Here is a 12,977-nt window from a genome sequence, read left to right as displayed (position 1 = left end):
AGAACCCCTCGTCTTACATGTTCAATTCATGTCCGAATGTGTTGATGATAACCGAGATGGGGAATGGCAGAAGATAGGCTGCAAAGAATCTGGTCATTCTTAGGCGCAACATATCATACGCCATAAGAATTGTTTAAGGCCATTAACACATACCTGCACATCCAATGAGACTAAAGCCGTCAATCTATAACAATATTCAATCAGAGCCTTTCTTATTCAAGAAGGTTAACCCATTTACGCTATCGAAAAATGCGACGTCCAGTCTAATTCATATGCCTATAGGTGTGTGACCACGTCTATAGGTTTAACAAAGAAAGGAGATGACCGATGCCAAACCCTTAAAAATGGAAGTTGAAACATTATCTTGAATGCACATTAAGACGAGACTCGAGAAGCAAGAACAGAAGAGCTGCAGGAATAGTTGCAGAAGCTCAAACTTTAATAGAAGCAGTTTTCGAGTATTAACTGAGATAAAAGAGTTAGGCTTTGGAAATATTTAGAGGGGCCGTGGTCCAGCTTGGTCTAAGATTCGCGACTGGGGCTCGCGAGGTCCTGGGTTCAAATCCCAGCGGCCCCATCTGTACAATCTTGACCCCATTTTTTCATTATGGATTATGAAAAGGGAAATAGAGAAGCTAGAATCTAGAGAAAAATTGGGAAAACAGGGAGACAAGTTCAGGGTATACGACGATAGGAAAATGTTTTGTCTTGTGCACATGAAATATATACATTATTTGGTTCGGATAAAACTATATTGTGAAACAAATTTCCTCGTCTAAAGAGGACATAGAATATAATAGTGGAAACCTGCCTATTTTACTCTAGGTTTTATGCCTCGGCTATTTACATATGATGCTTTCTCACAAGATATTAAAAAACCCGGTAAGACTCGGGGCCAAGCCTCTTTCTGGTTGAACTCTTATCTTTCTATTCGCGGATCAATTTTAGTGGAAAACATCTCCTCTTATCTTCATGCGGGTATATGGATGTGCCTCAATCGCTAAAGGAGGCAAATCAGCAAGCCTTATTAAAGAAATGGCTGAAGATCTAAACAAGATTGGTGCAAGTCCTTCAATGAGTAACGAAAGTGAGGATTGCTATTGATGGAGAAAGCTGAAAGCGCCATGACGATTGACCCGAAATTCAAATACGAGGTATGCGGGTTAAGCGGAGCAGAGCGGATTATGCTCTGTTTCCAATGCGGAACTTGCACAGCAGACTGCCCGATCGCAAGATTCAGCGACCTATACAAACCTCGTAGAATAGTTAGAATGGTACAGTTTGGGCTGAGAGATAAGCTGCTCTCAAACACTCATCTGTGGCTCTGTTCCAAATGTTTCAATTGTGTTGATCAATGCCCACAGAAGGTTGAAGTGGCAAGCATAGTCATGGCATTGACGAACCTCATGGTGAAAGAGAAGAGGGTTATTCCATCCGTGTATAAGGCGCTACTATCCAATCTTATGAAGACGGGCTACGTCTACATTATCCCGGAATCAAGAGTGAAGAAGAGGAGTGAGGATGGGCTGCCGCCTTTGCCAAAAGCAAACATAGATGATATAATCAAAATCTTTAATGCTACAGGCATGGCTGCCATCCTGGAGGACGTTGAAGTGTTTGAGAAGGTTAAGATTGAATGACCGTACAGAAATATCTCCTTTTTCTTGGGTGCGTTATTCCATACAGGCTGCCCAGCTATGAGATCTCAGCAAGGAGGGTTCTAGAGAGGCTGGAAGTTAAAATTGAGGAGATGCCGGATTTTAACTGCTGCGGCTTCCCAGCAGACCCAGTAAATCATGAACTTATGTTCACATTGGCGGCTAGGAACCTTTGCATCGCCGAAAGACTTGGGCTCAGCATCATGACCCTCTGCAATGGATGCTTTGGTACGCTTAACAAGGCAAACATTCTACTAAAGAGAGACAAGGAACTGCGAGAAAGGATCAACAATTATCTTCGACATGTGGGGATGGAATTCAAAGGAACGACACAGGTCAAACATTTGATCCACGTCCTTACAGAGGACGTTAAATTAGATAAGATAAGGGAAGCCATTGTAAAGCCTCTTAAAGGATTAAAGGTAGCGCAGCATTTAGGATGCCATGCCTTTAGACCTGCTGAGTACATCGGGAGAGACAACCCGGACAACATGTTCATCCTAAAAGACCTCATAGAGGCTACGGGCGCCGAATGCGTTAAGTATCCGGGAGAGACTGACTGTTGTGGCAACCCAATAATTGGTGTTAACGAGGAGATCCCCCTCAGCATGGCGAAGGAGAAGCTTATGAACATTAAAGCTGTAGGCGCGGACGCGCTTGTAACAATATGCCCATTCTGCTACATGATGTATGATTTGAATCAACCTCGCATAGAGAGGACTTTCAACGTTAAAATCGGCATCACCATCCTTCACTATACACAACTACTAGGACTTGCCATGGGTCTAACAGCCGAAGAAATGAAGATCAATGAATTAAGAATAAAACCGGATTCGATCCTCAAAATTGTTAAAGCATAAACACTCATACCAGTGAGCTAGGCTAATGTGAGCCCCCTAATATTGCATAGTGGAATCGAGTCTAGTAGAGGATCCTTAAATCAAAGGAGAAGCAAATGCCGGCACTGTGGTACAGACCAATCTAAAAAGTGCGCGGACCATTTCCCCACTGTAAGCCACTAAATCGCGCAGATTATACTTCTTAATAGGGTGTAAGGTCGATCTTCTCCCAAGATATGCTTGTGGAAACGTCTAAGCCCTGCACCCTTATTCCCATTTTTTCAAGCGCATTTCGGAGATTGTAAATGCATTCACCCACGTCTCCCTTATCACAAATTATGGCAACGATAATGTCATGAGTACCATAAGTCTTCCAGAGAAACTTCACCTGACTCTGCCTCTTAAGGAAAGAGATCATCTTATCGAGGTCTTCCGTATTCACGTTTATGCCCAAGATCACAGCCGACAATCCCAGTTTCTCAAAATTCGGAAAAGCTGTTATCCTTTTAGTTATTAATCCCTGCTTCTCAAGCCTCTCTATCCGCCGATATATGGTATTCCTTCCAACATTACATGATCTTGCAAGTTCATCATAAGAATGGACGCCGCTTGTGATTTGACGTATTATCTTATGGTCGAGATCATCTAACGTTTGCCTCATGAATTTCACTCATAACTCAATGTCGACTAGTTATATAAAAGGCTAAGCCTTTAATTTCACCAGTGTTATAGGGCTACTCGTTCGATCATAGAACGAGAACCACGCATAATGTTTGTGCATGGGTATAGGTTGCAGTCAGAGCATACGCTAATATTCCTTCTCTCAGCGCAATCTCTTATCGAACACTGCTCAATCTCCCAGCAACCCGGACACCAATCTTCAACGTTGTCTAGTAGATGGTAGGGACATGACTCACAATCTAGTCCGCACGCGCTAATTAACTTCGGTCTACTCTTAGACTTTGCTGAAGTATTCTTCCTTCTAATCGCATAAATGGTCATAGTGTCTCTAATTATAATGCAATTTGTAACATATATTTAAATTTATGTTACATTTAGTACCTGAAAATGGGTAAAAATGTTCCATCGTGAATACTATCTATGTTTTCACCTTATCTAATTTAGTAAATTTAGTGGAAATGTTTAGGATAGGTAAGATTAATATTTTCTCCAACAGAAAATAATTTTCACTCTGAATGATGCGAGGGAAGGTTTGATGAGAAAGTCTTGGAGTGAGGTAGTGAGTTTAGGAATAGTTCATCCGATGATCTATCCCGAGACATTACGTGGAGAAGGTCCGATCCTTGAAACTCTCAGCAAGATTGTTGCTGACGATTCTTTTGGAGCGATAGAGGTTTCATGGATAAAGGATATAGAGATCCGAACTAAGGTTGCAAGTATTTTAGATTCAGCCTATATGGATGTAGTTTACTGCGCAGGGCCGCCAATCTTAATGCAGAAACTCGATCTGAACTCTTTCGATGAGAAGACAAGAATGAAGGCAATCGAAGGCGTAAAGAGTCTAGTTGACGAAGCTTATATGCTTGGCGCAAAGATTATGGCCATAGCAAGCGGACCTGACGTTGAAGCCAGAAAACGTAGTGAAGCCAGAAATCTTCTCCAGGATTCTTTGAAGAAAATCTGTGAATATGCAAGAGAAAATGCAAAGGACTACATTTTGATGATATCACTTGAGAACTTCGACAGAGATTATGACAAGAAGCTTCTAGTTGGTCCGACCGCCGAAGCAGCGGATGTTGTCAAGTCTGTAAGGGAGGAGTATGAGAACATCGGCTTGACAGTTGATCTAAGCCATCTTCCATTACTTCATGAGACCCCAAAGCAATCACTGACTGCTGCAGCAAAATACCTAGAGCATGTTCATGTCGGAAACTGCATTTTGAAGGATAAGAATCATCCGCAGTATGGCGATCAGCATCCACGATTGGGAATTAAGGGTGGAGAAAACTCGGTTAAAGAATTGATCGAATTCCTAAAGATTCTTAAGGAAATAGGGTACTTCGACAAGAAAGCCGTAACCAAGCGGCCAGTAATAAGCTTCGAGGTGAAACCGTCATCAGGAGAATCCTCAGAGGCTATAATTGCAGGTTCAAAAAGGATGTTTGCAGAAGCTTGGTCGAAAATCTAAAAAAGGATAATGAACAACTTTTCCACAGCGTTTGAGGTGAATGAATTGAATAGAAAAAAGATTTATGTAACAACAAGAATTCCGGAGGCAGCGCTACAGATACTTCGACCTAAATTCGATGTGGAATGCTGGACAGAGGAGACACGCCCGCCGAAAAGTCTCATAATCGAGAAGGTGAAACAAGTAGATGGCCTAATCTGCCTTTTGACAGAACGTATAGACAAGGAGGTTATTGACGCTGCGGGACCCAGCTTCCGCGGCATTAGCCAAATCGCCGTCGGATATGATAACATTGACGTAGAGGCCGCAACCAAGAAGGGAATATACGTAACGAACACGCCTGGAGTTTTAACCGAGACCACTGCGGACTTCGCCTTCGCATTATTGATGGCGGTAGCCAGAAGGGTTGCAGAAGCAGACAGATATGTAAGAACTGGAAAATGGAAGGTTCAATGGGACCTTATGATGATGACAGGCCAAGATGTGTGGGGAAAGACCATTGGCATAATAGGCATGGGGCGGATTGGCCAGGCGATGGCGAGAAGAGCAAAGGGTATGAATATGAAGATCCTCTATTATGATGTCGTTAGAAATGAGCAGGCAGAGAAGGAGATAGGAGCCGAATTCACAGACTTAGAAACACTCTTGAAAATGTCCGACTTCGTTTCGGTCCATGTTCCGCTAATGCCACAGACCTATCATCTCATCAATGAGAAAACACTTAAATTAATGAAGAAGACAGCATGCCTAATCAACACTTCACGTGGACCAGTTGTTGACGAGAAAGCGCTATATAAAGCGCTGAAAGAAGGCTGGATATGGGGTGCCGGACTAGATGTTTGGGAGGAAGAGCCTACAAGCCCAAATAATCCTCTTTTGCAGCTTGATAATGTAACAGCAGCGCCGCATATAGCAAGTGCCAGTATAGAAACCAGAACCAAGATGGCGATCATGGCTGCCGAGAACATGGCAGCAATACTTGAGGGAAGGGTCCCGCCAAATTTAGTAAATAAGGAAGTCTTAGAAATTAGTGAACAAAAGAAACGCTGACAGCACATTCTCATTACTTGGATGAGAACTATCCCCTTTTTTATGTAAAGTTTTCTGTCAGTACAATCTAAAAAATCTTCTCAGCCAAACTCTCCCCATAAAGCTTAATGAGAAGATTTCGTGTAATCTCCTCAGGCCTTTTCGCATACAACTTGAATGATAGACTATCATCTTTCCTCATTATATCTAATGCGCCCCATCCCCCCTCCCTGCAAACCTGAACGCACTTCGGATCTCCTCCACATAGGTCGCAGATCACCGCATAATTCTCTTTGGGGTGGATGAACGGAACTTTTCCCGGGCAAGCCTCTATACATTTTCCGCATGCCACGCATCTCTCTTTATTTACTATGACAGCCTCTGTCTCCATATTAACGGAAAGAGCGTTTGTAGGACATGCTGCTACACATGGATAATCATTACATTGGGCACATAGGTGCGGAACTTCAACGCTAGGTACAAGCATGAAGACTCTGATCCTTGATGCCTCGGGCCAGATCTTTCCTTCATGGCTTAGCGAGCAGACAATCTCGCATCTTCTACAGCCACTGCATCTTGCATAATCCCTTGAGATCCATATATGCTCTTTCTCAGACATTCCACATCAAATTAAAATCGTAGCGTCAGAGTATATTACTTTTCCGCATCAACAGCTCATCGCATTTATACTTTAGCAAGCGGTTTGCGAGTCTACGAATGCTTTTTATCTTTCATTTGAAAATATCATGCAGGTTTTAGGCTTCAGCGCAGAGAAGAATTATGGGGCGAAATTTGAATGAATCTTAAGTCTAAGTTTCTTGGATTAGAAGCTGGCGGGAAAAAGGTTGTTGTCCTCAATCGAGAAGACGCTGACGACCTCGTCGTAACAAGTTTAGAAAGAATTAGGGTAAGAAAAGATTCGAGGGAGATAACAGCGATAGTGAACATTACTGATATGCTTATCGAGAAGGGGACTTTGGGAGTTTACAGGGAAGTTAAAGAAGCCCTTAATCTAAGCGATGGCGATGAGGTTGAAGTTCAGGTTTCGCCACCACCGGCATCTGTATACTTTATAAGGAATAAGTTGGCACGGAGGAAACTTACCTATGAAGAGATTCTCGAAATAGTTAATGACGTAGTCAAGGGGAATCTAAGCGAGATCGAGATTGCTTCTTTTGTTACATCCCTCCACATCTATGGATTAGACCTAGATGAAGCAACGAGCCTTTCAATGGCGATGGTGGAGACGGGAAACGTTCTCAAAATAAACAAACAATTGATTGTTGACAAGCATTCTATTGGCGGTGTGCCTGGAGACAAGACGACGCTGCTAGTCGTTCCAATCGTCGCGGCCGCTGGTTTGACTATACCAAAATCTTCTTCACGAGCCATAACATCGGCGGCAGGGACGGCAGACAGGGCGGAGATACTCATGCCAGTCCAATTGTCTAAGAGCGAAATGGAGAAAGTTGTAGAGAGGACTGATGGATGTATCGTTTGGGGAGGGGCACTTGACATGGCGCCCGCGGACGACATATTCATAAGGGTTGAACATCCGCTTTCCATAGACCCGCTTCTTCTGCCATCGATAATGAGTAAGAAGAAGGCGGTTGGCGCCAAAATGCTTGTCGTTGATATTCCAACGGGAAGAGGGACAAAAGTAAAGACTATAGGCGATGCGGATCTTCTGGCGAAAGATTTTATTGAACTTGGAAGGCGCCTAGGAATCAAAGTTCAATGTGCTGTAACCTATGGAGAGCAACCTGTAGGATGCGCAATAGGTCCAGCCCTCGAAGCAAGAGAGGCTTTATCCCTATTAATAGGGGAGAGTTACGTGCCCGACCTATTAGACAAGGCGGTGAACATTGCAGGCATTCTGATCGGGATGAGCGGCATAAGCAATGGGAAGGAGATTGCTCTAGAGATGATCAAGTCGGGAAAGGCTGAGGCAAAACTTAGAGAGATCATAGAGGCGCAGGGCGGAGATCCGAAGATTATGCCGTCAGATATTGAGGTTGGAGATAAAACATTTACGGTTAGATCTGATAAGAAAGGATTCGTACTCTGGATAAACAATGCTTCTCTGGTTGAATTAGCTAGGCTAGCAGGTGCACCTAAAGATAAAGGTGCAGGAGTCTATCTTCACAAGAAGCTAGGCGACGCTGTAGGTGAAGATGATCCTCTCTTCACTATTTATGCTAACAGCAGCGTCAAGCTTCAAAGGGCGATTGACGAGCTTGAAGGCTCATACGTCCTTGGCGTCGGTGAACGCAGGGATATGCTGATCCACGAGATAAGAGAGATTCCAGTAACTAAGAAAACGTTTATGATTGATAGGTAGGATGGTTGCTAAGTGTCTTGATAAAAGCGGTCACATTCGACCTGTGGAATACTCTTCTCGAAGAGAAAGACTACTGGCCGGATAGAGCGAGATACTTGCAGCAGATGCTTAAATGTATCAATCAGCCTAGGACAGAAGAGGTAATAAAAGAGGCTTACAATAAAGTCCAAGAATACATACGAATGATAGATCAAACAGAGGATCATCGCTTCGTACCTATAGAAGACAGGATAGAGCTATTCATCAGAAACTTATCTCTGGAACTGAGCCCTGAGCTGAAGTGGGCGGTGAAAAAACATTTAACAGAGGTTGCTGCTAAAAATCCTCCACCACTGGTGAAGGACGCGGGAGATGTATTGAGGATTCTTAGAAACAAATACCGGCTGGGAATAATAAGTGACAGCGGCTTGACTCCGGGAAGCATTCTAAGAAAAGTTTTAGAGGATCATGGGATCTTGCCACTTCTAGATGTAACAGTCTTCTCTGACGAGGTTGGCTACAACAAACCCCATAAGGCAATGTTTGACAAAGCCCTTAATAATCTCCAGGTTAGACCAGATGAAGCAGTTCATGTAGGCGACCTTCTGCATAAAGATATCGTCGGCGCAAGGAAAGCTGGAATGAAAGCCATATGGTATAATCCTAAAAGAGAAAAGAACCTGAGCGAGGTTGAATTTGACTTTGAAGTTCATAGACTGATTGATGTTGTTAGAGCTATAGAAGAATTGAGCCAACGTTCTTACTGATCTCTTCTCTAAGCAATATGTCCCAAGAGTATCTTAATTCCAACCCCGATGAGTATGAGCCCGCCTATAATCCCGACTCTACGCCCAAATATTGCGCCAAGCTTATGCCCAAGCTGCATTCCAATGAAAGATAGGAAAAATGTCACTAATCCAAACAGAGGTGCTGCAATCATTATAGGCATCCCTAGAATTGCTAGGCTCACCCCGACTACCAAGGCATCAATGCTTGTTGCAACTGATAAAACGAGCAAAACATGGAACGACAGTATTAGGGAATCAGCTGCCTCCTCCTTAAGAGTTTCAAGGATCATCTTAGAACCTATAATAGAAAGGAGAAGAAAGCCTATCCAATGATCTAATTCAGAAATTAAATCGGCCAGCATGACCCCTCCTAGCCAGCCGATTAAGGGCATAGAAGTCTGAAAAAACCCGAAGGAGAATCCAACCTTTAAACTATTCAAAATCCTATTACTTTTTGTCGCTAAGCCATTAGTGACCGATACCGAGAAACAGTCCATAGCAAGACTTAACGCTACAAAAAGTGTTTCAGCGAGTTCCATTAGCTTCTCTTTCCCGGCCGGTTTTTTGTCAGACTGAAAATCAGTGGCATAATAAAAATCTTACGAATAAACACTTCTCCGCTAATCTTGCTCTATCGGCAAATAAGTATCATTCATTAATCTTCACATTTAGGGTGTTGTGGCAAAAACCATTAAATCAATCCGCTTCATATTCCTTAGATAAATTCGAGAGTGGAGAACATGGCCTTTAAAGGCAAGAATCGCATCACGAAAGAGGAGGTTGAACATATATCCTGGCTTGCGCGCATACACCTTACCGAGGTGGAAAAGGAGATCTTCACCGAACAGTTCAACAAAATCTTAGAATACTTCAGAATTATTGATGAAGCGGAAACTAGAGGTATTCCGCCAACATACCATATAATTGATCTTAAGAATGTTTATCGCAAAGATGAGCCTGGAAACACTCTCACAAACGATGAGCCCTTAAGAAATGCCCCCAGAAAAGAGAATCGTTTCTTCAAATCTCCGAGAATGGTTTAGTTGATATCGGATTAGAGGTTCAAAGATGGCGAAACCATACGAATTGTCAGCAATTGAGGTTGTAGAAAAAATAAGGTTATGTGAACTATCCGCTGAAGACTACATTGAGTCAATATTAGAGAGAATTGGGAATTTAGAAGACAGGATACGTGCATTCATAACATTAACGCCCGAAGAATCATTAAGAAAGGCCAGAGAGGTAGATCAAAAAGTTAGAAGAGGCGAAAAAGTAGGGCGCCTAGCCGGGTTAGCAGTCGCTGTCAAGGACAACATAAGCACAAAGAATCTACGCACAACTTGCGCGTCGCGAATGTTGGCGAACTACATTCCTCCATACGATGCGACCGTAATAACGAAGCTGAAGGCCGAGGACGCGATCATCATAGGGAAGACTAACATGGATGAGTTTGCAATGGGGTCAACTACTGAAACAAGCTATTTTGGTGCAACTCGAAACCCATGGAACTTAGAGAAAGTGCCTGGAGGCTCCTCAGGGGGTAGCGCCGCGGCAGTCATAGCTGAGGAGGCTACAGTCGCCCTAGGCTCTGATACCGGAGGATCGATAAGATGTCCCTCAAGCTTCTGCTCCACTTTTGGGCTTAAACCCACGTACGGACTTGTAAGCCGATGCGGACTTATCTCTTATGCCAACAGCCTAGAGCAGATCGGACCTATTACTAGAGAAGCCCAAGACTCAGCTCTCATCCTATCAGTGATAGCGGGACATGACCCACTAGACAGCACCTCTGCAAACTTTTCCAATAAAGATTATCTCAAAACCAGTGAAGATGAAGAGAGAAACTACAAGATCGGTATAATCGAAGAGTTTTTTGGAGAAGGAGTAGAGGATGACGTGAAAGAATGTGTTATGGATGCTGTTTCAACACTAGAAGATCTTGGAGCTACCGTAGAAGAGGTTTCGATTCCAAGCGTGAAATATGCGTTAGCATCCTATTATATTATAGCAATGTCGGAGGCGAGTTCAAACCTCGCCAGATATGATGGATTGAGGTATGGGTATCGGAAAGAAATAGATGAAGGCGACTGGTCTAATGTATTCTCAGAAAACAGGAGGTTAGGGTTTGGACAAGAAGTCCGGAGGCGCATAATACTCGGCACCTATGCATTATCAGCTGGCTATTACAACCAATACTATCTTAAGGCGCTTAGAATCCGCACGCTACTGAGGAAGGACTTCGAGAAAGCCTTGAAGAGATGTAATGTGCTCGTCGGTCCAACTATGCCCGTCCTACCATTCAATATTGGAGAAAAGATAGATGACCCATTAGCACTTTACATGTGCGATATTTTGACTGTACCGGCTAACCTTACTGGAAACCCAGCAGCATCGATACCCTGCGGCTTTAGGAAAGGTCTCCCTGTGGGCATGCAGATAATTGGAAAGCCATTCGACGAAGATACAATTTTTAAAATTGCGTTTCTATACCAACAAAACACGCATTACCATAGACTGAGACCGGACATCTAACTTCTAAGCATATTCCCAAGTCACCTGATCCGAAAAAGGCGAAGTGTGCATATTCTGGAGAATCGCATACAGTTCATACAGATACCAATGAACAGCACGGGTATTTCTTAAACCAGCCGCGACTAGTGGTGATAGAAATATCTCAGAGTCTCAATCGCATCCAAATATCGTTCGAAGTATCTCTCGTAAATGTCTCTGTTCTCGCCTGGTTCAAATACCTTCTCCTTGGAAGAAACTGTCTCCCGCAACTGCTCTGTTGAACTGTGCCACTCCAATCCAAGAAAAGCAAGCATTGCAGCGCCCAAAGCGGTATATTCCTTCTCCTCTGGGACGATTATCGGCAAACCAGTAACGTCTGCTCTAATCTGGTTCCACAGAGGATTCTTTGACCCGCCTCCTACAACTCGGATTCCAACAATTTCCAAGCCCATGGTTGCACGGAGTATATCTAACGCGTATCTCAATTGATACGATAAACCCTCGAATATTGAGCGGATTATTTGACTACGGGAAGACCTTAACGTTAATCCCAGTATTGAACCCATAACTCCATACTTCTTTGTAGGTCCACTTTCCTTGACAAAGCTTGGTAAGAAGAGGATGCCCTCAGATCCAGGAAGAGAACTCGACGCCTCAGCTATGATTGCTTCATACTTTTGTTCGCTCCGATTCTGGAAAATCTTGTCAATTGCCCATTCCAGTACACCAGATCCCATCATAAGTAGCTGAGGATTCCAGAAGCCATCCTGCGCGTCAGCCTCGATCACCAGCCCCTCCTCAAAAGCCTCCCTTGTAGGATGATAACGGTCCATGCGGATACCCAGAATCTCCCATGTTCCACTTGAAAGTATAGCCTCCTTTTCACGTGCACCGGAGCCGAATATCGCAAATTGAGTATCATGACCGCCAGCCAATACCGGCACGCCTGAAGGGATTGAGCAGTCTCTCTCAGCTTTATCTGTTACGTAGCCGACTATTTCTCCAGGCTCACACCATTCTGGAAAAAAGCTCCTGTCCAATCCTGCAAGATCCAGCATCAGATCTGACCAGTCTCTTACCTGTAGATTCATAGCCATCGTAGTGGATGCGCTTGTAGGGTCTATATGAAACCCTCCTGTTAGCCTTGACGTTATTAGACCAGGCATCATCAGCCAACAGTAAGCTTCGTCCAAAGCCTCCGGGGCATTTTCCCTTAGCCAAATCATTTTATATAGGGTGTTAAATGAGATGGGCTGGTAACCTGTTATCTGAAAAACCTCCCATGGTGAAATTCTCTCTTCAAGTTTTCGAACCAGATAGTTAGTTCGATTGCATTGCCAAGATATCGGCGGATAAGTCAGTGATCCATCACGATTAACAGGAGCTCCGTCCGCACCCCACGTCGCTACAATTACCCCTCCAATATTCTTGCCGCCCAATTCTTTACAAACTTCCCTAGCACATAAGCATAATTTTCGCCAGATGGCATCGAGATCCCATATGAGCCAATCCGGGTTGCTGCCGCTCTGCGGCACAGACTCATTAGGCAGACTTCTGTAAGTGACGATACAACCATTTTCGTTTACGGCTACAACCTTCAGATTGGTGGATCCGCAATCAAACACTAAAACGTACTTTTCTTCTCCTTCTTCACCCATCAACCTCAACCTCGCTAATCATATA

The 12,977-nt window shown here is 43.7% G+C and carries 12 protein-coding genes and 1 tRNA gene; 9 read left to right on the top strand and 4 right to left on the bottom strand.

All coding sequences use genetic code 11. The features are described 5' to 3' along the window. Positions 1-501 precede the first annotated feature (501 nt). The 3 genes from NZ952_04340 (at position 502) to NZ952_04330 (ending at position 2,518) form a co-directional block, all read left to right on the top strand. Positions 502-577: transfer RNA gene (locus NZ952_04340), tRNA-Pro, on the top strand. A gap of 526 nt (positions 578-1,103) precedes the next feature. Then, positions 1,104-1,640 carry a 4Fe-4S dicluster domain-containing protein gene (locus NZ952_04335; protein ID MCS7120414.1) on the top strand — a complete coding sequence of 179 codons (537 nt, stop codon included), beginning with the start codon at positions 1,104-1,106 and terminating at the stop codon, positions 1,638-1,640. After that, the gene (locus NZ952_04330) at positions 1,637-2,518 is read left to right on the top strand and encodes a CoB--CoM heterodisulfide reductase iron-sulfur subunit B family protein (protein ID MCS7120413.1); all 882 of its coding nucleotides are present in this window, start codon (positions 1,637-1,639) and stop codon (positions 2,516-2,518) included. The genes NZ952_04335 and NZ952_04330 overlap by 4 nt, the downstream gene beginning before the upstream one ends. A gap of 181 nt (positions 2,519-2,699) precedes the next feature. On the opposite strand, the gene NZ952_04325 is transcribed toward NZ952_04330, so the two are convergent. Then, on the bottom strand, positions 2,700-3,158 hold the full coding sequence (locus NZ952_04325; protein MCS7120412.1) for a winged helix-turn-helix transcriptional regulator: 459 nt from the start codon (positions 3,156-3,158) through the stop codon (positions 2,700-2,702). A gap of 555 nt (positions 3,159-3,713) precedes the next feature. On the opposite strand from NZ952_04325, the gene NZ952_04320 reads away from it, so the two are divergent. Both NZ952_04320 and NZ952_04315 read left to right on the top strand, forming a co-directional pair. Continuing rightward, on the top strand, positions 3,714-4,646 hold the full coding sequence (locus NZ952_04320; protein ID MCS7120411.1) for a sugar phosphate isomerase/epimerase: 933 nt from the start codon (positions 3,714-3,716) through the stop codon (positions 4,644-4,646). Positions 4,647-4,691: 45 nt separating this feature from the next. Continuing rightward, positions 4,692-5,696, top strand: a complete 1,005-nt coding sequence (locus tag NZ952_04315) for a D-glycerate dehydrogenase (protein MCS7120410.1) — start codon at positions 4,692-4,694, stop codon at positions 5,694-5,696. Between the two features lie 67 nt (positions 5,697-5,763). On the opposite strand, the gene NZ952_04310 is transcribed toward NZ952_04315, so the two are convergent. Next, the gene (locus tag NZ952_04310) at positions 5,764-6,294 is read right to left on the bottom strand and encodes a 4Fe-4S dicluster domain-containing protein (GenBank protein ID MCS7120409.1); all 531 of its coding nucleotides are present in this window, start codon (positions 6,292-6,294) and stop codon (positions 5,764-5,766) included. Positions 6,295-6,471: 177 nt separating this feature from the next. Here NZ952_04310 and NZ952_04305 point away from each other — a divergent pair, with 177 nt between their 5' ends. Together NZ952_04305 and NZ952_04300 are read left to right on the top strand one after the other, a co-directional pair. After that, on the top strand, positions 6,472-8,016 hold the full coding sequence (locus NZ952_04305; protein ID MCS7120408.1) for an AMP phosphorylase: 1,545 nt from the start codon (positions 6,472-6,474) through the stop codon (positions 8,014-8,016). Between the two features lie 5 nt (positions 8,017-8,021). Further along, positions 8,022-8,762 carry an HAD family hydrolase gene (locus NZ952_04300; protein ID MCS7120407.1) on the top strand — a complete coding sequence of 247 codons (741 nt, stop codon included), beginning with the start codon at positions 8,022-8,024 and terminating at the stop codon, positions 8,760-8,762. 8 nt (positions 8,763-8,770) lie between these two features. On the opposite strand, the gene NZ952_04295 is transcribed toward NZ952_04300, so the two are convergent. After that, positions 8,771-9,322 (bottom strand): manganese efflux pump MntP family protein, encoded by a 552-nt coding sequence (locus NZ952_04295; protein MCS7120406.1) that lies wholly within the window; start codon positions 9,320-9,322, stop codon positions 8,771-8,773. A 201-nt stretch (positions 9,323-9,523) separates the two neighbouring features. Here NZ952_04295 and gatC point away from each other — a divergent pair, with 201 nt between their 5' ends. Both gatC and gatA read left to right on the top strand, forming a co-directional pair. Continuing rightward, positions 9,524-9,826 (top strand): Asp-tRNA(Asn)/Glu-tRNA(Gln) amidotransferase subunit GatC, encoded by a 303-nt coding sequence (gene gatC, locus NZ952_04290; protein ID MCS7120405.1) that lies wholly within the window; start codon positions 9,524-9,526, stop codon positions 9,824-9,826. Positions 9,827-9,851: 25 nt separating this feature from the next. Beyond that, a complete protein-coding gene (gene gatA / locus NZ952_04285; GenBank protein MCS7120404.1) occupies positions 9,852-11,315 on the top strand; it encodes an Asp-tRNA(Asn)/Glu-tRNA(Gln) amidotransferase subunit GatA in 1,464 nt (487 codons plus the stop codon). Between the two features lie 122 nt (positions 11,316-11,437). On the opposite strand, the gene NZ952_04280 is transcribed toward gatA, so the two are convergent. Continuing rightward, positions 11,438-12,952 carry an FGGY family carbohydrate kinase gene (locus NZ952_04280; GenBank protein ID MCS7120403.1) on the bottom strand — a complete coding sequence of 505 codons (1,515 nt, stop codon included), beginning with the start codon at positions 12,950-12,952 and terminating at the stop codon, positions 11,438-11,440. Positions 12,953-12,977: the final 25 nt, after the last annotated feature.

The sequence above is a fragment of the Candidatus Bathyarchaeota archaeon genome, assembly GCA_025059045.1.
GTDB lineage: Archaea > Thermoproteota > Bathyarchaeia > Bathyarchaeales > DTEX01 > JANXEA01.
Note: the sequence above shows the minus strand (reverse complement) of the source record. Positions and strands in the feature narration are given on the sequence as shown.

What these genes read in the sequence shown, in the direction of transcription:
- NZ952_04325 (MCS7120412.1), bottom strand. Translation starts at nt 3,158, where the DNA reads ATGAGGCAAACGTTAGATGATCTCGACCATAAGATAATACGTCAAATC.
- NZ952_04280 (MCS7120403.1), bottom strand. Translation starts at nt 12,952, where the DNA reads ATGGGTGAAGAAGGAGAAGAAAAGTACGTTTTAGTGTTTGATTGCGGA.
- NZ952_04320 (MCS7120411.1), top strand. Translation starts at nt 3,714, where the DNA reads ATGAGAAAGTCTTGGAGTGAGGTAGTGAGTTTAGGAATAGTTCATCCG.
- NZ952_04310 (MCS7120409.1), bottom strand. Translation starts at nt 6,294, where the DNA reads ATGTCTGAGAAAGAGCATATATGGATCTCAAGGGATTATGCAAGATGC.
- gatC (MCS7120405.1), top strand. Translation starts at nt 9,524, where the DNA reads ATGGCCTTTAAAGGCAAGAATCGCATCACGAAAGAGGAGGTTGAACAT.
- NZ952_04305 (MCS7120408.1), top strand. Translation starts at nt 6,472, where the DNA reads ATGAATCTTAAGTCTAAGTTTCTTGGATTAGAAGCTGGCGGGAAAAAG.
- gatA (MCS7120404.1), top strand. Translation starts at nt 9,852, where the DNA reads ATGGCGAAACCATACGAATTGTCAGCAATTGAGGTTGTAGAAAAAATA.
- NZ952_04330 (MCS7120413.1), top strand. Translation starts at nt 1,637, where the DNA reads ATGACCGTACAGAAATATCTCCTTTTTCTTGGGTGCGTTATTCCATAC.
- NZ952_04335 (MCS7120414.1), top strand. Translation starts at nt 1,104, where the DNA reads ATGGAGAAAGCTGAAAGCGCCATGACGATTGACCCGAAATTCAAATAC.
- NZ952_04295 (MCS7120406.1), bottom strand. Translation starts at nt 9,322, where the DNA reads ATGGAACTCGCTGAAACACTTTTTGTAGCGTTAAGTCTTGCTATGGAC.